This window comes from Mucilaginibacter sp. P4_A11 (genome assembly GCF_056402535.1).
The window spans coordinates 42,226-62,456 of sequence record NZ_JBFUHE010000018.1; the positions used below are offsets into that span (position 1 = coordinate 42,226).

Annotated in this window: 13 protein-coding genes; 5 read left to right on the forward strand and 8 right to left on the reverse strand. The window is 41.6% G+C overall.

Annotated elements, in window-relative coordinates; all coding sequences use genetic code 11:
- Nucleotides 1–181 precede the first annotated feature (181 nt).
- Nucleotides 182–1,051 carry a TlpA family protein disulfide reductase gene (locus AC1DUD_RS26400; protein ID WP_477380076.1) on the reverse strand — a complete coding sequence of 290 codons (870 nt, stop codon included), beginning with the start codon at nt 1,049–1,051 and terminating at the stop codon, nt 182–184.
- A 444-nt stretch (nt 1,052–1,495) separates the two neighbouring features.
- Here AC1DUD_RS26400 and AC1DUD_RS26405 point away from each other — a divergent pair, with 444 nt between their 5' ends.
- The 4 genes from AC1DUD_RS26405 to AC1DUD_RS26420 all read left to right on the forward strand — a co-directional run bounded on the left by AC1DUD_RS26405 (nt 1,496) and on the right by AC1DUD_RS26420 (nt 7,695).
- Nucleotides 1,496–2,101, forward strand: coding sequence for a Crp/Fnr family transcriptional regulator (locus AC1DUD_RS26405; RefSeq protein ID WP_477380078.1), 606 nt, complete (start codon nt 1,496–1,498; stop codon nt 2,099–2,101).
- A 120-nt stretch (nt 2,102–2,221) separates the two neighbouring features.
- Nucleotides 2,222–3,097, forward strand: a complete 876-nt coding sequence (locus AC1DUD_RS26410) for an enoyl-CoA hydratase/isomerase family protein (RefSeq protein ID WP_477380080.1) — start codon at nt 2,222–2,224, stop codon at nt 3,095–3,097.
- Between the two features lie 36 nt (nt 3,098–3,133).
- The gene (locus AC1DUD_RS26415; protein WP_477380082.1) at nt 3,134–3,565 is read left to right on the forward strand and encodes an OsmC family peroxiredoxin; all 432 of its coding nucleotides are present in this window, start codon (nt 3,134–3,136) and stop codon (nt 3,563–3,565) included.
- 449 nt (nt 3,566–4,014) lie between these two features.
- The gene (locus AC1DUD_RS26420; protein ID WP_477380084.1) at nt 4,015–7,695 is read left to right on the forward strand and encodes an ABC transporter permease; all 3,681 of its coding nucleotides are present in this window, start codon (nt 4,015–4,017) and stop codon (nt 7,693–7,695) included.
- 340 nt (nt 7,696–8,035) lie between these two features.
- On the opposite strand, the gene AC1DUD_RS26425 is transcribed toward AC1DUD_RS26420, so the two are convergent.
- Both AC1DUD_RS26425 and AC1DUD_RS26430 read right to left on the reverse strand, forming a co-directional pair.
- Complete coding sequence (locus tag AC1DUD_RS26425; RefSeq protein WP_477380086.1) at nt 8,036–8,260, reverse strand: hypothetical protein; 225 nt, start codon at nt 8,258–8,260, stop codon at nt 8,036–8,038.
- A 5-nt stretch (nt 8,261–8,265) separates the two neighbouring features.
- Nucleotides 8,266–12,039 (reverse strand): T9SS type A sorting domain-containing protein, encoded by a 3,774-nt coding sequence (locus tag AC1DUD_RS26430; RefSeq protein WP_477380088.1) that lies wholly within the window; start codon nt 12,037–12,039, stop codon nt 8,266–8,268.
- A gap of 570 nt (nt 12,040–12,609) precedes the next feature.
- Between AC1DUD_RS26430 and mug the strand changes: the two genes are divergently transcribed.
- Nucleotides 12,610–13,143, forward strand: coding sequence for a G/U mismatch-specific DNA glycosylase (gene mug / locus AC1DUD_RS26435; protein WP_477380090.1), 534 nt, complete (start codon nt 12,610–12,612; stop codon nt 13,141–13,143).
- 31 nt (nt 13,144–13,174) lie between these two features.
- Here the strand turns inward: mug and AC1DUD_RS26440 are convergent, their stop codons facing one another.
- The 5 genes from AC1DUD_RS26440 to AC1DUD_RS26460 all read right to left on the reverse strand — a co-directional run bounded on the left by AC1DUD_RS26440 (nt 13,175) and on the right by AC1DUD_RS26460 (nt 20,151).
- Nucleotides 13,175–13,972, reverse strand: coding sequence for a helix-turn-helix domain-containing protein (locus tag AC1DUD_RS26440; protein ID WP_477380092.1), 798 nt, complete (start codon nt 13,970–13,972; stop codon nt 13,175–13,177).
- A gap of 299 nt (nt 13,973–14,271) precedes the next feature.
- A complete protein-coding gene (gene ilvB, locus AC1DUD_RS26445) occupies nt 14,272–16,008 on the reverse strand; it encodes a biosynthetic-type acetolactate synthase large subunit (protein WP_477380094.1) in 1,737 nt (578 codons plus the stop codon).
- A gap of 175 nt (nt 16,009–16,183) precedes the next feature.
- Nucleotides 16,184–17,785 carry an MFS transporter gene (locus tag AC1DUD_RS26450; RefSeq protein ID WP_477380096.1) on the reverse strand — a complete coding sequence of 534 codons (1,602 nt, stop codon included), beginning with the start codon at nt 17,783–17,785 and terminating at the stop codon, nt 16,184–16,186.
- A 2-nt stretch (nt 17,786–17,787) separates the two neighbouring features.
- On the reverse strand, nt 17,788–18,831 hold the full coding sequence (locus AC1DUD_RS26455) for an HlyD family secretion protein (RefSeq protein ID WP_477380098.1): 1,044 nt from the start codon (nt 18,829–18,831) through the stop codon (nt 17,788–17,790).
- Nucleotides 18,832–18,846: 15 nt separating this feature from the next.
- Complete coding sequence (locus AC1DUD_RS26460; protein ID WP_477380100.1) at nt 18,847–20,151, reverse strand: TolC family protein; 1,305 nt, start codon at nt 20,149–20,151, stop codon at nt 18,847–18,849.
- Between the last annotated feature and the right edge of the window lie 80 nt (nt 20,152–20,231).

Genomic DNA, 20,231 nt, shown 5'->3' on the forward strand with positions numbered 1-20,231 from the left:
TCCGGAGATACTGTATTGATGATTTTTAAGCGGTCAGTACCTGCATTTTAAAGGAATATGTCAATTATGATCTTAATTATGAAGTTAATTTCGTTGGTCCTTAATTAAATTTAAGGTTGCCTTTTGTTACATTCTGTCGAAAATAAAATGCAGTTACCAAAGAACAGTTTTATCTAATTTTTCATTTCCTTAATAAGTTGTCGATATTTTCTTTGGATATTTTGATATAAAGGTCATGGCCCACGAAGGCCGTAACCACCTGGGTCAGGACGCCTTGTTTATCAATCCTTAATTCAACCGGGAAGCCGGACCTTCCGATGTTGTACTTCCTTTCGAATTCAGCGTCTTTATCGTAAGCTAAATAATGCAAATTGAGATTTTTGGCTTTCAGAAAATCTTTGACACTTTTAAGCGAATTAATCTTGTTATTAAACACGGATATAAAGACGATATTGGGGTTTTTATTGTATAAACCGGATAAATATTCAAATGACCCCATTTTGTCTATGCAAGCTGAACATTGAATAAACCAGAAATCTATTACGACGACTTTTCCCTTAAAGGTATTATCGTCAATAATTTTACCGTTCATGTCAAAAAATTTCAAGTCCGGTTTAGTTTTGATGAGATCATGGTATTCAGGAGCGTTAAAGGTATTTAGTGAAATGATGTTCAAAATGTACTTTCCGGATGTGCAAGCGCCAATAAAAACGGAGATAAGTAAAATCAGAGCCAGTGGCTTTTTTCCCAATGTAAAAAGATACCCGGAGAAAAAGCTAACCAGTCCTGTCAAAAGGTATAAAGGCATTACGTATGGATACCAATATTCCCTGCCGGTTATAAAAGTGTGCACGGGCAATGCAAGCGATGCTGCAATCAAAAATATCAGGTAATATGAATTGTAAGCCTTGCTCCTGGCGTAAAATAAGCCTAATAAAAAATATACAGCTACGTCGATAATAAAGCTTGCCGTCCAGCCAAATTTGATTCTGATATGACCTGAAATTAAAATCGGAATAAGGGTTAAAACTATGATTGCTATTTTTTTCATTAGAGAACCGGGGATAATGTTATACTAATTAAAGACTGGCGCCGGTATATTTATCAGTTTTAAAATCCCGCAATAATAGTTGATATTATTGCGAAATTCCCATATGATTTTTTGGTTTTCTGTGCTTATTGGATATTTTGGCATGCTTGACTATGCTTTTCCGTGCCCGTTAGACCAACGAGTTGTGTCGATGAACATTTGAGTTCAAAAAAGTGATTCAGGAAGATAGCTTGATCAAAGTGTAACGGAATGCTCTGAACTCCTTTTCGGAATGCGGTGGTTAACGGCTTCGGAATATCCAATTTTGAACGAATTCGAGCATATTTAGCAAACCCCTATCCCGGAAAGCGTAGCCGTTGTAAAGAAAGCTAACGAGCAGTTGCCGCACCAAAATCCGGTATTCATATCCCAATAAATACAATTCTTATACCCTACCTTAGTAAGATGAATAATGATAGTTTTTGTGAACCGCTGTTAACTTATATGAGAGGAAATGTTGAACTTGACCTGCAGGCTACAAATGCTATAATCAGTCAGTCAAAAGAAGTGCTTCTTCCAAAAGGGCATTTACTTTTACAGGGGGGGAATGTTTCAAAATATTGTTATTTCATTGTATCAGGTCAGGCCAGATCATATTATATTGATTCTTCCGGTAAAACAACCACCTGGCTATTTCACTTCAATGAACCCTTCAGTAATGCTAAAAACCTTTTCATCAATGATTATAGAAGTTTCCTGACCAATACACCCGGTACCCTGACCATCGAAACATTAACAGAAGTAAAGGCTATCCTGTGGAACCGCTACACCTTTGATTATTTATATAAACATCTTCCTGTATTTGAGGAGTGGATGCGTAAGATGAATGAAAAGTTTTTTATTGTTATATACGATCGTGTCTTTACCTTACTGACCATGTCAGCACCTGACCGTTACGCCAAAATGCTGCGTGATGAGCCCCATTTAATGCAAATGTTCTCTAACTTTTACCTCGCATCCTATCTGAATATTGCCCCGCAATCGCTAAGCCGCATCAAAGGCAAACTATAAGCTTGTTCCTCATAAACTTTTATTAAATTCCTATCTATCACCGATTTTAACATAGGTGAATGTTTGGGCATGTTTGATTCCAGAGTTTTGTTCCCTTAATCAAGAACAAAAGACAAAAACATGAATGCTACAAACAAGCCTTTATCTGTAGAAGGAATGGCCGGCGCGCCGCTGATCATTACCAAACACAGTAAAACATTCTGGAGGGTTACCCTGGATAATCCCCCGATCAATTTAATGGGCCCGGATATGATATCCGGACTGCAGCGCTTAATGGATATCATAGAGACTGATCAGTATCTTAAGGTTATCGTATTCGACAGTGCCGACAAAGACTTTTTCGTATCGCATTTTGACGTTCTGCGTGGCGCGGAAGTACCGGTGGTTTCAGGAAAGTTAGGCGTCCAGCAGTGGGTGGATGTTTCCAATCGGCTGCACAATATCGGGGTAATCAGTATTGCATCTATCCGGGGGCGCGTTCGTGGCATCGGGTCTGAGTTTATCCTGGCCTGCGATATGCGCTTTGCAAGCCGGGAAAAAGCAATCTTTGGCCACCTGGAAGTTGGCATGGGCCTACTGCCCGGTGGTGGCGCCGCAGAATACCTGCCCTTATTGTCAGGTTATGCCCGGGCATTGGAAATTGCTGTTAGTGCCGATGATTATTCGGCCGATACCGCGGAGCTTTATGGTTGGATCAACCGGGCTTTTGCCGATACAGAATTAGATCATTTTGTAAATAACCTGGCTGACCGCATCAGTGGCTTTGAGCTGCCTGCTTTACGGGTAACCAAGGCAACTATGCTTAAACGTGCCGGTGGTGGTCCCAACCCTTACGAAATACAGGAGTCAACCGATCAATTCTTTGAATTATACCAAAGACCCGAAGCACAGTCATTATTGGCAAGGCTCATGACTATGGGGTTCCAGGAGGCAAGTGATACGGAATTAAGATTAGGCCATTATCTGGGTACCCTTGCCAAATCAGAGTCAAACTAAAACATCTATTCAACAATCATCAATAATAAGTAAATCATGAAATCTCAAGGAATATCCACATGGAAGGGTAACTGGAAACATGGGACCGACACTATTTCAATCCAAAGCGGAATACTTAAAGATGCCCCCGTAAGCTATGAAAGCCGTTTTGAAGGAGCACTGGGAGCAAGCCCCGAAGAATTGCTTGCAGCTGCTCATGCAGCCTGTTTTAACCAGGCGCTGGCAAATATCGCAGGTAAAAACAAGCGGGTAACACAAAGTATCCATACTACGGCAACTATTGAATTGGGTTTTGATGAAAGCAACGGAAACCCCGAAATAAAAAGCCTGCACTTTGTTGTCGAATCAAATATCCCCGGTATTAATCAAGAGCAATTAAATGATTTTGCAGAAAAAGCCAGACTTGGCTGTACAATTTCCAAAATTATAAAGCTCGACACTACAGTAAACGCAACGCTTATTCAATAAGCGCTTTGAACAAATTAATGAATGCAATAATTCACCCCGCAAAGCAGTCTTTCATCTTTCATTTCAACGCCTGATAAACTGGCTGCGATAATCGTCGCGAAAAGTAAATAATTACAATTTAAACAGTTTTATGCATAAACACCGTCGAAATATTTCGGCGGTGTTTTTCTGTTCTGTATTAATCTAAATAATAGTTGAATATTTATGGAGGCGATTTTCTTCAAATCCTCAATAAAAGAGTTCGAGAATTACGGTCGGAAGGTCACTTTTTTAGGTAAGTTGTCAATTTTGTTGACAACTTTTTTTGTGCTTTTTTTCCGATAAATGGTGGTGTTTAGAATCAAAGAAGGTTTCTAATTTAACCACGTCCGGGCGCAATAAGAAGGTTATCTTGAATTTATAGCAGCATTTTCTTAGGTTTGGGAATGCGACAAAATACCTAAACTAATTTGATTCCCATTACACTCCATATTACCTTTTATGACATTGCGTTTTTGGGCTCTGTATTTATCAGCTTAACGCTATCGCTATTTTTATGGATCGCTCCTAAGCCGAACCAAACTGCCAACCGTTGGTTGGCTATTTTGATGACTGTTATTGCTTTGTGGGCAATCAGGGTGTTGGCTATTGATATTGGTTTTGCAAAGTATAGCCCAATCTGGAACCATTTGCCACTGCGTTTCTCAATGGCTTTTGGCCCTTTGGTCTACTTTTACGTGCGTCAGATAAGTCAGCCAAAGCATTTCTTCCGTCGTAAGGATCTGCTGCACATCATCCCCTTACTACCCGAATTAAGCATTCAGACATTTACCGCAATACAAAACATAAATACAGGCAATACTATTTATGACAAATTCAACTCTGTATTGCAGTTATCCGCATTTCTGTCGGTTGCCTTCTATTTGTATCTGTGCCATGCACAAATTGACTGTTTTTACCGGGAAAAACAATTCCAGGGAGGCGACCGCCACCGGAACGAGTTGCTATGGTTGGATCGCTTGCTTACCGCATTCGGTATGCTATGGTTACTATGGATACCATTTAAAGCTGTTGATTATTTTTATTACCATGACAAATCAGGAGCACAGTATTATTTCCCTTTGTACCTTCTTTTCATATCCGTAATCATTTGGATCGCTGCAAAGAGCCATTTAAAAGCAGAAAACCTTGAGAAGACTGGCTTTACCATAAAGCCATTATTACCGGCAGATCTGAAGCAAAAAGGTTCCTTATTAAAAATGGAAGTCAAGGAGAAAGGATATTACCGGGATGCAGAATTAAGCCTGAATTCGCTTGCCGAAAAACTCGGATTGCATACTCATGAAGTATCCCGGATTATTAATTCAGTTTTCAAAAAAAGCTTCAACGATTTTATTAATGAATACCGTGTGCGTGAGGTTGCGCTCAAAATGCAGGATTCCTCTTATGATCATATCACGCTCCTTGGTCTGGCGTATGAATCGGGCTTTAATTCAGAAAGTAGCTTTCATCGCATTTTTAAGCAGTTTACTGGTAAAACCCCTCTGGAATATAAAAATCACCTGCAAAAAGTTCTCCCATCTTATAAGTTGAGAGGTTTTACCCAACCTATGCCGCTAATATTGAACCATGTAAACCCTGCGGGGTGGACACATGAAAAATTAACCGGCAACCATATGTTTAAAACTTATTTTAAAATGGCATTCCGCGGATTTTGGAGGCATAAGCTATTTACACTGATAAATATTATTGGTTTGTCCATCGGCATAAGCGCTTTCCTGTCCATTTACTTTATTGTACACTACGATTTTACGTTTGATAAATTTCACAAGGACAGCGATAGGATTTATCGCGTTGTTATGAACATGTCATTTCAGGGACATAAAAACTATTTGAGTAGCGGACCCGGCCCACTGGCTGAGGCGATTAAAAGCCAGGCCACAGGAATAGAGGAAATTACGCCGGTATATTCACTGTCGCCTCATTTTGTCTATATCGACAAAGATAAAAACGCACAAAAACGGTTCAAAGACCCGGACAGGATAACACTTGCCGATCAGCAATATTTTAAAATTTTTAATTATGTTTGGCTTGCCGGCTCATCGCAACACGCGCTTGATGCGCCCGGCCAGGTGGTATTAACATCCCAGCAAGCCAGGCTTTACTTCCCCTCATTATCATATCATGAAATGATTGGTAAAGTAGTTACCTATGATACCCTTAAGACAACCGTTAGCGGCATAGTTGAAACGTTTACCAAAAATAGCGACTTTACCTTTCACGACATTATTTCCTTTAGTACCGCCACAACTAATAAACATTTAGCTGCTGAGCTGAATATAAACAATTGGGACAGAATCTCTTCGGCATCAGAAGTTTTTGTAAAGTTGGCGCCTGGCGCCCAGTCAGCCGGGATTGTAAAACAGATTAATACCATTTTCAGGAAAAGTAATCCACCGCGTGCCGAACAAAAAATGCCCGCACCCATCGTGGATCTGGCCTTGCAGCCATTGGATGATATTCACTTCAATCCCGACTACAATATTTTTAATTTCTCATGGCCAGCCAGCAAAACAACACTTTATGGATTATTGGCCAGCGCTATATTTTTGTTGTTGCTGGCATGTATCAATTATGTGAATTTAACTACCGCCCAGGCGGCCCAAAGGGCAAAAGAAATTGGGATCCGCAAAACTTTGGGTAGCAGCCGGATGCAATTAGTAGTTCAGTTTTTAGGTGAAACATTTTTTATAACATTCTTTGCGGTTTGCATATCGGTGTTGCTTGCGCCAATTATTTTAAAAATGTTTGCCGACGTTATATCTCCCGATATTCATGCCAATATGCTACAGCCGGATGTCATACTTTTCCTGCTGATGTTAACTATTGTGATAAGTATTTTCTCGGGTTTTTATCCCGCAATTGTGTTATCGGGCTACAAGCCGGCATCGGTGCTAAAAAACCAGGTGCAGGGCAATAGTAGTAAAACGCGGAACGCATGGCTTCGTAAGTCGCTTACGGTTTCGCAGTTTGTTATTGCCCAGTTTTTTATAATGGCTACCATTTTGGTAAGCCAGCAGATTTATTACGCCTTGCACAAAAACCTCGGGTTTAAAAAGGATGCCATCCTGCTTATTAATACACCCTGGCAAACCAGTAAGGCCAGCACCAACCAGGTACTGCTGAACGATTTTAGGTTGATGCCGCAGGTTGCCCTTGTGGGTTTAGGTAATGACCCACCTTCGGCTGATGCATTTAACAGGACGCGCATGACTTATAACGATGGGAAAAAACAAATTACAACAGAAGAAATAATAGTTAAGTCTGGTGATGAAAACTACATCAAAATATACCAGCTAAAATTGCTTGCCGGCAGAAACATAACCGAAGCCGACACCGGGAAAGCCATCATCATTAACAATACTTACGCTAAATTATTAGGGTTTACTAACCCCCATGAAGCTATCGGGAAGCAGTTGAATTGGTTTGGTGGCCGAAATATTAGTATTATTGGCGTAGTTGCCGATTTTAATCAGCGCTCGTTGCATTCCACCATTTATCCATCAATCATAACATCGGGCAGTCCAATCCACCGGCCAATGATGACGTTACATGTTAGTTTGAAACCAGAAACCGCAGGTGGTAATGAGTGGAAAACCGCAATTACAAATATGGGAAAGGCCTGGAAGAAGGCTTATCCCGACGATGATTTTGATTGCCATTTTTATGACGAGACGATAGCAAGATTTTACGACGAAGAACAACACGCATCAACCCTGCTCACCTGGGCAACAGGTTTATCGATATTGATCAGTTGCCTCGGGTTGTTAGGACTGGCCATTTACACTACCAACCAACGGACAAAGGAAATTGGCATACGCAAAGTATTTGGTGCCAGTGTCGCACAAATAGTTGTCCTGCTATCAACCGAACTAATATCGCTTATCTTACTGGCATTTGTCATCGTAACGCCGATTGCATGGTACGCCGTAAATAAATGGATGGAAAGCTTTGCCGATCACGTAGCTATCAGTTGGTGGGTATTTGTTATCAGCGGTGCAGGGATGCTGGTGACGGGATTATTTACATTGAGTTTTAGAACTATTAAGGCTGGTATGGCGAACCCAGTGAATAGCTTGCGAAATGAATAACTTTTATATTGTCGCTTTCTGTTAACAAGTTGCAAAAGTCATGCTTACTAACAGACGAAGGCCCCTGGATATTATCAGTCCATATATAGCTTCTCTTTGTCCACAATGTCACGAGTCCAAATCCGCAAATAAGCGCAAATCCGGCAGAAAATAGTTCGAGATTTGTACAATTGGGGGCACTCAAAAACTAAAAAACAGCCTTGAATATATAAGAGAGGCTGTTTTTTAGTTCACTAATTATCTAAAGATTTTATTCGACTATTTGAAATCTAAATCGTGGACAAGCCGCCTGGCTGTGATTTTAAATTCAAAAGTCTCGTAGAAGTAAGCCTTATAGCATCTATAATCCTAAACGGGTTTTTCGCCGTCGGTTTAAATGTATAACGGTTAGTATAAGGGCGATTGCTACCAATAATATTACCCAGGTATCAAGCGGGCACCCGTTCGGGTCATAATCATCATCATCAGGATCACCAGAGCAGGGTACTTGTTGCGCAAAAGCGGTAGCAATACTAAAAAGAAAAATAACTGTTACCGTAATAGCCTTATACGCTTTGTATCTCATACTTTTTATTGCTTGATGAATTTGGCCGAAGCGATGGTTTTTTTATTGCTATTATCGATAAGCAGAATACTGTAAAAACCGGTCTGTAGTGATGAAACGTCCAGCTGGCCTGTGTTGGAATTAAAGGCTGCCCTTTTTAAAAGGGCCCCCATGCTATTGTAAATATCAACGCCAAAGGTTGTTTTTACCGGTTCGTTTGTGGTGAAGTGTAAATAGTTTGATGTAGGATTAGGATAAACCGTAAAAACATCCAACCCATTACTATCCGTCGAAATGACCACAACATTTGAATATTTTACAATCCCGTCCAGATCTGTTTGTTTCAGGCGGTAATAGCCGGTTTTAGCGGTAGCGTCAGCAAAACTGTAAGAACCGGAACCTACCGACTGCACGGCATCTATCGTCTTAAAATCTTTATTATCCACACTATATTGTACTTCAAAAGTGATATATGTAAATTCATTTACCGTGTTCCATTTTATAATATTTGAATTGATATTGCGCTGGCCTGTAAAGCCGGTCAATGCATACGGTGGCAAGGGTTTTTTATTAATAACAATTTCAAAACGACTGTTGCCATAAGTGGCCGGGGCTTTTTTGTCGAGTTTAAACTCGTAGCTGTCGTTATTGCGAATGTTCAATGAATCGTTTTGAAAATGGTCAAGAAGCCATACGTCATAATAATCGGGTATAGCCGATATATCCATTGCCTTTATCTTATAATCACCGCTTTTAATGTCATTAACGCTTAAAAAAACCGATGTTCTTTGTTTGTTAAGCGGCTGCGACGCAATAGATACTTCGTGGCCGTCAGCGGTCATAGCGCCAAATAATACAGCTTGCCCGTTCCCATTCAGGTCATCGGCATCCTCGGTCTCTTTATAGCTCTTGTTATATGTGTCAGAAAACCGGAGCTTTGCCATGTCATAATTGGCGGAATCCTGTACCATTTTTAACGTTATTTCAGGCTTCGGCACTTCCGCTTTGAATGCGATAGTTCCCGGAGTAGTTGTTTTTATGCCCTCTGTAAATGCAATGGAACTGTTGGCACTATTCGATTTAAGGTAAAACCCTTGACCGGTTTGTATCGTTACCCCGGCAGATAAATCTTGCGCTGATATACTGTTACCACCCGGCGCAAAAGTGTAAACAAAGGGAGTAGTGCCCGTTAAGGCTGAAGCAGGTATTGTAATGTTAGACGGATAAGGATTGCCAACTAAATTATAACCAGTACCTGCATTACTCAATGTATAAGTTAAAGCCTGCTGGTTAAGCGTGCCTGATTGCAAACCAACCACATTTTTTTCGGGGATAGCAAAAGTGTTAGTAGCCGGTGACCTGATCAGTTTTTGGGTAATGTTATGGATGTTATCACCCCTGAAATAAAAGTAAAAGCCTGAGCCAACATTCATAGATGGAGGCGGTGTCAATGTTGTTAACGGAACAAACAAAGCTGTGGAGGTAGTGTAAAATAATATGGTTGGCCCATTTGCCCCATAGCTTGCAGGCTGATCAAAGCCATTAGCATTGCCACCTGCTCCTGTAATAAATAAATTGGTTTTTAAGCTCGAAAAATTATATGTCGCGGCCGTGGATACCGGAAGGGTACTACTATTATTGACCGGCGAACTCATCAGGCGCCAGCCACGGTTTGCAATGCTACCGCCTGTAAAATAGCGTTGCACTACAAAAGTACCTGTTAAATTAGTATTGCCTGGGATAGCTCCAATTGAGCCAGTTCCGTTAGCGTCAGAAAGTAAGGTAAATGTTCCGGCTGCGTTGTTAACAGTAACAGGGTTTGACGACCCGAATTGGATTGATGCTGTACTGGCCAGGGTTGATAGGCCCCCGTTTACTTTAAGGATGCCAACTGCAGGAACGCTATTGTTCAAGGTGAATACCGCTGCGGAGTCAACATTTAACCCGTTGTTCACTGTAATAGTTTTACCGTTGAGATTTAACAATACGGCACTTGCGGCTGAACCAGTTGAACCTAACCTACCTATCTCGAGGTTACCAATTGTGAGATTGGGCACTGAATTGTTATTTATGGGAATGTTATTGTTGGTGTAACTTATATAACCTATTCGTACATTGTCTTTACTACTGGTAATGCCGGGTGCGGTCGTGGTCGATACACCATTTTTTAACCAATTTGTAACAACGGTCCAGTTACTGTTAGTGGCCCCCGTCCAATCATATATCGGAACACCGAGCGAGAACTGCTGACCGTCGGTATTTGATGTGCCTATTGTAGCTCCGGAATTAAGAGCGAGCGATTTGTAAGTAAATTGAAACGTTGTTGGGCTACTGACAGGAGTAAGCCAATCAGCCATGATGAAATAATAGGTGGTTTGGTTAAATGGAAGCGTTTCGGCCGGAGTGGTAGATGGCGTGGTCAGATCTAACTTAAACACATTGGTGGTTAAAGTTGTCGTGCCGCCAACCAGGTTTGCCGGGACGGCTGTAGCGCTTGTAAAAGTACTGGACGTTGATCTGTAAACCCGGAAATTACTAAAAGCAGCCGGGCTGATAGCTGTCATATTCAGTTGAATATTGCTGATCGCTGTCTGACTACCCGTATTGGTCAATGAAAAGCCGTATAAAACTATATTTGTTTGGTTTAAAGTTAAAGTGGTACGTGAAATACCATTACCACTGGAGCCTACTATATTTTGCCCCGTGAACATAATTGCAGGTGTGGCAAATGCGATAGGGTAACCATTAATAACAGACTGGGGCGGATTTACTGTTTGGGAAGTAATTGCCGAGCCTCCCGAAACCTCGGTATAAGCTACCGAATGTGGGTTAAGGGAGAAGCTAACTGCATTAGGATAGTTTTTAAAATTGCTGTTAAAGTTAATGTAAACAAAAAAATTCCTCGTAATGCTGCCTGTTGCCGATGGCGGTGTAAAATCAAGCGGCGTATTAAAATTGAGGTTTATAGTTGAAGGACTGCTACCAACAGCATTTGTAGTAGGCACCGGGGTGTTTGTACCCGAATTAAAATCTGTCCCAGTGTTCTCAACAACATAAACATCCGAAGTACTAAAAAAAGGAGCAGAAGTTCCGGATAGCGCTGCGGACAACGCCACCTGGGTTACCAAAGCCTTGTTATTGGCAACCGTTATAGAAAAACCAAAAACACAAATGCCTTGCTGCGTATAGTAAATATCATTTACCTCAATACCGTTGTCTTTGGGAACGTTATTTCCGGTAACGGTTACAATAGCGGGGTTCGTCCAGGTGTAAGTAGGCCCGGTGATGGCTGTTATCGGCGTGCTGTTAATTTGTGATAAATTAAAATTAAAGCTGATTGGTGATGGCGTTGGCACGTTTCCCCCCACATCAAAAGTGACTACCAGGAAGAAACTTGCCGGGGTGGCATTTACAGGCTGACTAAAATTACTTATTGTCAATATATTTGAACCTGAACCACTAACAACAAAGCTGGTTGAGGAGCCCGTAATAACAGTACCTGAACCGGCAGCATAAGTTGCATTTATGCCATTTATCCGGACCAGGGACATACTGCTACTGGTTTTAGTAAAATAGTTTAAAATATTCTGATTACAATTGAATGTCAATGAGGTCAATGATGAACCCGTAGGGTCGGTCAGCGTGACACCCAATACCGCGATACGTTGCCCGCCGTATATATTAGTTGGAGAAGTTAAGCCGTTGGTGTTTGCTGTGGCTATTATAGCCGCTTGTGTTTTAACAACACTGTTAATTAATACAGCAAAAACGAATAAATATTTAAATAAAGATTGTTTCAAGCTTAGGGTTTTTTCCTAAGATTCGCAAAGATGGTGCTAATGGCCAGGTTGTTATTTATTGTGTGTGTGGTGTAAAATTTCATTAAAGGAAAAAGCGAGAAATAGAAATTTCTTAATAATTTAATCAGGCGTAAAGGGTACTTAATTTATCGTGCAGTTTATTAAATGTTGTTTTTACAGATACATTTCAAATATTGTGTGTTCATGAGAATGTATGAATGTTCACGAAAATGTATAATAAACGAGTAATTAGTATGATCAGGGAATAAAGCCCGTAGTTATGAAAATTGGGTAAACCGAAATTCTAAATGTGTAATTTTTTGCCCAAAGCGGGGAAGTAAACATACGAATATTAGTTATCAGGCGATGCTTGCGAAGTCCGAAATCACATTATGAAATAACAACAAGACTGGGTATCGTATCAAGTAGATTTATAAATTTGCACAAATCCATTCATTTATACCTGCCTGATTTGTCTGCTTTTAACTAAAACTTGGCCGGATTCATAATCAGTTTATGTAAAGACTACAGTATTTTTACATTTGATTGCGAATCGAAATATTTACAACAATGCAGCCAACGTTAACTGATCTTATTGCCAACAACCTGACTGTTGTTTTTTGTGGTATAAATCCTGGCTTAAAATCTGCTTGGGACGGCCATCACTTCTCCGGGCGAAGCAATCGCTTTTGGAAAGTTTTGCATCAGGCTGGTTTTACACCCCATGAAATTGAGCCGGTAAATGATGCGACTATTCTTGATTTTGGCTATGGGCTGACCACCGCTGTATCAAGGGCTACTGTGCGCGCCGACGAGCTTTCGAAAGATGAGTTCAGCAGTTCAATAGAAGCCTTTAAAGCTAAAATGACTCATTTTCAGCCTAAATACATTGCGTTCCTGGGCAAACCGGCCTACGTGGCCTTTTCCGGAAAAAAGCAGGTTTTATGGGGTCCCCAACCAGAAGATTTCTGCGGGGCAAAAGTTTGGGTGCTGCCTAACCCAAGCGGTTTAAACCGGGGATTTATGCTTAATGACCTTGTAACTCATTATCGGGAATTATACCATGCTATTACAGTCGACTCAATTAATATCACCCATCAATAATTGGTTGTCCGGGCATCAAAAAACCTTTAAACTAAGCCAAACCACTTAATGTCATCAAATGCTCTGAAGGCCGCGTTTTGGTAACCTGGTAAAATGTATTGCTGAAGGAGGATAAGCTCTGATAACCGCATAAAAAGGCTATATCAGCTAAGGAATGTTCATTTCCAGCAATTAGCCGGAAAGCTTTCGCCATTCTTAATAGTTTCAGGTATTGCAGAAAAGAAACATTTAAGGTTGATTGAAAAAATCTCGACAAGGTTCTTTCGCTAACGCCAAATCGCGAGCTAATGCTTTGCAAAGTATGGCTTTCAGGAAGATTATCTTCCAGATAGGCCAGTATTTTAAGCATCCTTTCGTTTTCTGTAAATGGTAAAGCAGCCGAAAGCGTTTTTTTACTTACCTGGGGCAGTATGTTTTTAATACTTTGCAAAAACACAAAACGTTCATCTCCGGGTAATGCGTGTGCGTTCCATTGCTCCGTAAACCTGATCATTTGAAAAAGCAGGTCGTTTATAGGATAGAAGCCAACTTTGTTATAAAATTCATTTTGCGAATCGCCGTGGGTATGAAAAAACAATGTGCGGCATTTAGTTGCCGGATTGCCTATAGTGAAAGTATGCTCCACCCCTGCCGGAATCCAAAAATAATGCCGTGCTGGTATCACGTGAAGCTTTTCCCGAAACCTGATATATCCCAAACCTCCTTCAACGTATGTTAACTGGCTTTTTGAATGTTTATGGAACGGGATAAACTTTTCGCACTTTTCATGCATCACAAATATCGAATCTTCAAATAATTCGATTTCTTCAAGAGAAGCTATCAAACTCATTTTATTTATTTCATCTAATTCTGAATCTCAAAAATTAATTCAGATGGCTATTTAGCCCCGGGTTTTCGATCAATAAAAAAAGAACGATCTACCCCATATGACAGGGGTAGATACGTTCAAATCAAAACAACAATTTAAAACAACAATTATCTTCCGGGGTATTTCTAAAAAAGAATGATCTACCCCACATGACAGGGGTAGATACATTCAAATCAAAACAACAATTAAAACAACAATTATCTTCCGGGGTATCTCTTTTAATAATTTTGGCACTCTTATATTACCATTTAGCTTTTTTATTACTTAAGCCTGATTTCACTTAAACTGCATCCCTGGGCCACCATCGGGAAAACATTATTTTCTCTCGTTACCATTACCTCAAGTAAAAAAGGCCCCTTACTGTTCATCATTTCATTCAAGGCCTCCGGTAATTCTTCCCGGTCAGATACACATTTTCCTTTAATCCGGTAAGAGGCAGCCAGCGTAACAAAATCAGGGCTTTCAAGGTCCGAAAATGAATACCTGCTATCGCTAAACAACTCCTGCCACTGGCGGATCATTCCTAAATAGCGGTTATTCAATACGATGATCTTAATATCCACCTTGTTTTGCATGATGGTGCCTAACTCCTGTAAAGTCATCTGAAAGCCCCCGTCACCGGCAATGGTAATTACAGGTCTGTGGGGAGCGCCATATTTCGCGCCGATTGCTGCAGGCAGGGCAAAACCCATTGTACCTAAACCGCCGCTGGTTACGTTACTCCGGGGTTTATCCATTTTTGCATAGCGGCATGTCACCATTTGGTTCTGGCCAACATCCGATACAATAACGGCCTCACCCTTGGTGAGCACATTGAGATGACGTACCACTTCTCCCATAGTTATTTCGCCCGATGTTGGGTTTAATTCGGGCTCAATAACGATATCATATTCTTCCTTGTAGCGTGTTTTAAACTCTGTCAGCCAATCAGTATGCTCCTTTTGTTCAATTAAAGCAGTGAGCATTGGCAAGGTCTCTTTACAATCGCCCCAAACAGGCACTGCCGACTTTATATTTTTATCAATTTCGGCGGGATCAATATCCAAATGAACAACTTTTGCCTGCCTGGCATATTTATCCAGCCGGCCTGTAACCCTGTCATCAAAGCGCATTCCTATCGCAATCAGCACATCGCACTCATTGGTTAATACATTGGGCGCATAATTGCCATGCATGCCCAGCATCCCAACATTAAGCGGATGATCACCCGGAATTGCACCAACACCCAAAATTGTCCATGCGCTTGGGATACCTGATTTTTCAATGAACGCTTTAAACTCGGCCTCGGCACTGCCCAAAATCACTCCCTGCCCCCATAATACCAATGGCTTTTTAGCCTGATTAATCAATTCGGCCGCCTTTTCGATGTATTCAGGGCGTACAATTGGCTTTGGCCTGTAGCTCCGGATATGATCGCATTTAGTATAACCCTTATAATCAAACAACTGCAATTGTGCATTCTTGGTTATATCAATCAGCACCGGGCCCGGGCGACCGCTACGGGCGATATAAAAGGCCTTGGCTAAAACACCCGGAATTTCTTCAGCATCCGTTATTTGATAGTTCCATTTGGTTATCGCACTGGTGATATTGATGATATCCGTTTCCTGAAAGGCATCAGTCCCTAAAAGATGTGCATAAACCTGGCCTGTAATACAAACCACCGGAGTACTATCTATCATGGCATCGGCGATACCTGTTATCATATTTGTTGCACCGGGCCCACTTGTTGCAAGGGCAACTCCTACCTTTCCCGATGTGCGGGCATATCCCTGTGCTGCATGAATAGCGGCCTGCTCATGCCGGACCAAAATATGTTCGAGCTTTTCGCCGTAGTAGTACAGCGAATCATATATTGCAATGTTGGCACCTCCCGGTACGCCAAAAAAAGTATCAACGCCTTCGGCAACCAATGCTTCCAACAAAGCTACCGATCCAGAGGCCTGTTTCGTTTCACTCGTTGATATTGCTGTTGCTTCCTGTTGTGCAGTTTTCATTTCGTTTAGTTTTCGTTTTTTGAATATGTGCTGTCGTTTAATTCCCGAATCTGTGCGCTGTATGATTTCAAGCAAGATTCATATAACCTCAATTGCAAATTTAGACCGCCCGTTCCAGTATCTTTTTTCAGACATAGCCAAAGTTTTTATCATTCCAGCCAATGCGGTAGCCACTTTACAGATTTCTAAAAGGCACGATGAGGCGTTTATTCCAGTGTACATATGTTTTACCAATAGCGGGGATCACCAGGATCACTACAGCAAGCACGAGTGTTATGATCGCGAAGACCATAAACATTGCCCGGTTTGTTAGCAATTGGCTTTGCTGTGTCAGATTTTGCCATATAGCTGCATTGGCTAAACCCGAAGCTTGATCGGCTGAAAACCCCTTTGAAGCATATAGCGCCCGGTAGGTATTTAAACGTACAATTGTATTTTGATTATCAGAGGTAAGGTATCCAAGAAATCCTCCCTTAAAATATTGATTAAAGTACAATTGCAGGTTATAAAACCCCGCGAATGAATTTAAAGTGGAGGTAAAACGTGTACATGCCGCTATTACCAAACCGGTTGTACCTGTGTAGGCCGGTGCCGATGTAAGTACAAATATCATAATGGGAACAAACAAAAGCCCTGAAGCAACGCCCTGCATAAATACTGGAAATAGCAGATCGGTAAATGATAAGTCGGGCGTTAATAAAAAGCTCATCCATATATTGAATGCCCCCATCAACACAAATCCCACTATCAGCAGCACCTTGATTGTTATCTTTTTTGCAAGCAGCAGGCGGATTGCAAACACCAGCATGCCAACCATCCCTGCTATATTGCATAATGCAAGTACCATCACCTGTAGCGCACTCCATTTAAGCACACCACCAGCGTAACCATAAATAAGGTTGATACTGTCTTTACAACCATAGTAAATGGCAAGTAAACAAACTGCGATTACAAAATTCCTTGATTTGATCACCCCTGGATGAACCACCGGCCTTTTTACGATATGTTGCCTGTACAAAAACAACGACGATCCAACCACCGTAGCAAAAGCACTGTAACAGATCCGTGGGTCATCAAACCAATAATATTTTGAACCATAAATAATTGTATAAGCCAGTGCAAGTGCGCTAAATGCGAATATGACCATTCCGCCCCAATCTATTTGATACAGTGGATAGGGCTTATGTACCGATGACCGCTTCAGCATCAGCAAGGTGATGAGCAGCGTTACCATCTGAAACCCTATGAGGTAATAGTATGTAACCTTCCAATCTGCCGATTCCACAACCACACCACCAAGGAAACCAATTAAAACGGTATTACTCAGCAAGGTTCCATAAAATACGGCAGGTGCTATTGTTTGTACACGTTCTGATGGCAAACGCGAAAAGATGAGCAATAGCCCGAACACAATCACATTTCCTGTCACAATTCCCTGAAAGAACCTTATCACAAGAAACAAAGTAATATCCTGGCAGTGCAAACACACAAAGTTTAGCACTATGGCCAGCATCATGCTTGCCAATAAATAACTCCTTGTTTGAAAGTATTTGAAAAAACGAAACTGTACCGGTAAAACAGTAATAATACCGGCGTAAGTTGACATCACTCCAAATTGAATATCCTCCGGCTGCGCACCGAGATAAGCAACCATATAATTCTGGGTAAGCACAAACATCCCCAGCTGTACCAGGCCCGACAGTAAAATCATGAACAACGCAATGCGTACCCCCCAATGCCAGCCTGTTATCCAATCTTTAAAATATACCGATTTCATGATTATGATTTCTTTTTAACAGCTACGGTCACATTCATACCGGGTACTACGTTAGCCGACTGTTCATCTGCAAACTCAATTTTTACAGGTACCCGCTGAATGATCTTAACAAAGTTTCCGGTAGAGTTATCCGGAGGCAAAAGCGAGAAACGAGAACCGGTAGATCCTGCTATAGCCAGGATCTTTCCTTTAAATACTTTATCATTAATTGCATCAACCCTGATCTCTACAGGCTGCCCTACATACATACCGGCCACCTGTGTTTCCTTATAGTTTGCGGTGATCCATTTTTCTTTTTCGTTAATGATGCTCACTAATGGTTGCCCCGGCTGGATCTGTTGCCCCTCTAAAATATTTTTACGCCCCAGCCTGCCGGTGTATGGCGCGCGGATAATGGTATAAGATAAATTAAGCCTTGCCAGCTCCAGTGCAGCTTGTTTACGTTTTACATCGGCCTGCAATACAACGAAATGCGTTTTTAGCTCTGCTATTCGCGCCTCATTAGTCTTTAAGCCATTTATTGCAGCGCTGTAATCGCTTTCGGCCACGTCATAATGTGCTTTAACCAGTTCCAGGTCGGCACCCGTAGCAGCGTCTTCTTTCACCAGGTTGGTGTATCGCCTGATATCCTGTTGCTGCTGTACGTATTTAGCCTGTGCACCTTTGATCTGGTCCTGGTTGATATGTGTACCTGTTTCGGCCGAGCGGACCCCGGCTTCAAGCACGGTTAGCTGGGCATGGGCATCATCCATAGCGGCCTCTGCCGCCTCCAGTTGGGCGCGGTACTCCCTGTCGTCAAGCGTAACCAGTGTATCGCCTTGTTTAACCAGTTGATGTTCGTTAAAATAAACATGCTGGATATAGCCGCCGGCCCTTGCCGAAACCGGGTTAATATATGATTCTACCTGGGCATCGTTAGTTTCTTCGTAGTGTTCGCTGTATTTCAAATACTGAAAAAAATACACAGCCCCTGCCACTAACAAAACTGCCGCAATAACCGTGATAATGATATTACCCGGATGCGTTTTATGATTTTCTCGTTTCATTTTTTTAATTGTTGATTATAAATTCCCGCTGGTATAAAGGATGTGATAGTAAATAGCAAGTGCATCAGTTTGCGCTTTAACCAGGTTAAACCTCGATTCCTGATACAGGTTATCTGCATCCAGCAGATCCGTTAACAGGGAAAGCTGATTTAAATACTTGGTATTCACTATTCGGTAATTGACCTGCGCCTGCGCTACAGAGTGCTCATTAACCGAAATGCGGGTAAGCGCTTCTGCATACTTTACATAGTACGACTTGATCGCCGTTTTTACCTCATCGGTATAAGCCTCCTGCCGTACCTCCAGTTCTTTTACACGGAGTTTGCCCGCTGCCACCTTACTTTTGTTATGGTAAAGCGATGAGATGCTATACTGTGCTTTCAGCCCAACAAAACCGATGGCATAAGCCTGGTTAACCGGCGGAAAGACCAGGAAATTAGGGTAGTTAATGCCATAGGCACTGTAAAAACTTAAACTTGGCATATTAGCGCTTTGCACAACTTTAAGTCTTGCCCGTTGCGTTTCCACACTTTCTGCTGCTTTTTGCACGCTGTATGACGAAACCCCGGCAGCTTCGATAAACGGCAGCAGCGAAAGCGCTTCCGGCTTAGGCATTCCGGCCGAATCAACCGGCGAGATCCGAACAGAATCAGGAACATTAATTAAAACATCCAATTTCTGGTTTGCGATGGTGATATCGTTTTCATTTTGCTCCAAGGCAAGCTGAACGTTTGACAATGTCACTTCGGCCCGCAGAACATCACTTTTGGTAACTTTTTGATTTTTGTAAAGCGTATTAATGTTATTCAACCGGGTCTGTGCCCTTTTAAGCTGATCAAGAATAAATTTTTGCAGATCGTTGAGTTTAACCAGGTCAAGATATTGATCGGCTGTTTGTAAAGCAATATTTCCCGACTGGTCACGTGCATTCAGCTTTGCCGCATTTAAGTGCGAAGACTGTTCCTTTTGCAATGCCCTAAGCCTTCCGCCGCTGTAAATATTAAAAGATGCATCAACCCCTAAATTGGCAGCATTAGCCGTTGGCGGTGTGGATATTGTGGTGGCATGGCTTAGCCCCTGTGAAAAGAGCGTCAGGTTTGAGAACCGCTGGTATGAGCCTCCAACATTAACGGTTGGTAATGCCGCTTTGAAAGCGTCCTTACGATCTTCGACGGCGGCGCTTTCTTCAATGTTTGCGGCCTGTACCCATTTATTTTGATTTTTAGCAAATTGTACTGCTTCTGTAAGCGTAAGCTTATAGCTATTGCCCTGGTGCTCCTGGGCACGGGCCGTTATTGGATTTAAGATGAAAATAGTCATCGTCAAAATGAAACCCAATAGGATATGATTTCTTAAATTTGTCATGTTTCAAACCCCTCTTAAAGTTTTGATAAGACAAA

Excerpts from the sequence above, each read along its gene's own strand:
- AC1DUD_RS26455 (WP_477380098.1), bottom strand. The coding sequence starts at position 18,831 with ATGAAACGAGAAAATCATAAAACGCATCCGGGTAATATCATTATCACG.
- mug (WP_477380090.1), top strand. The coding sequence starts at position 12,610 with ATGCAGCCAACGTTAACTGATCTTATTGCCAACAACCTGACTGTTGTT.
- AC1DUD_RS26450 (WP_477380096.1), bottom strand. The coding sequence starts at position 17,785 with ATGAAATCGGTATATTTTAAAGATTGGATAACAGGCTGGCATTGGGGG.
- AC1DUD_RS26405 (WP_477380078.1), top strand. The coding sequence starts at position 1,496 with ATGAATAATGATAGTTTTTGTGAACCGCTGTTAACTTATATGAGAGGA.
- AC1DUD_RS26460 (WP_477380100.1), bottom strand. The coding sequence starts at position 20,151 with ATGACTATTTTCATCTTAAATCCAATAACGGCCCGTGCCCAGGAGCAC.
- ilvB (WP_477380094.1), bottom strand. The coding sequence starts at position 16,008 with ATGAAAACTGCACAACAGGAAGCAACAGCAATATCAACGAGTGAAACG.
- AC1DUD_RS26400 (WP_477380076.1), bottom strand. The coding sequence starts at position 1,051 with ATGAAAAAAATAGCAATCATAGTTTTAACCCTTATTCCGATTTTAATT.
- AC1DUD_RS26440 (WP_477380092.1), bottom strand. The coding sequence starts at position 13,972 with ATGAGTTTGATAGCTTCTCTTGAAGAAATCGAATTATTTGAAGATTCG.
- AC1DUD_RS26425 (WP_477380086.1), bottom strand. The coding sequence starts at position 8,260 with ATGAGATACAAAGCGTATAAGGCTATTACGGTAACAGTTATTTTTCTT.
- AC1DUD_RS26415 (WP_477380082.1), top strand. The coding sequence starts at position 3,134 with ATGAAATCTCAAGGAATATCCACATGGAAGGGTAACTGGAAACATGGG.
- AC1DUD_RS26410 (WP_477380080.1), top strand. The coding sequence starts at position 2,222 with ATGAATGCTACAAACAAGCCTTTATCTGTAGAAGGAATGGCCGGCGCG.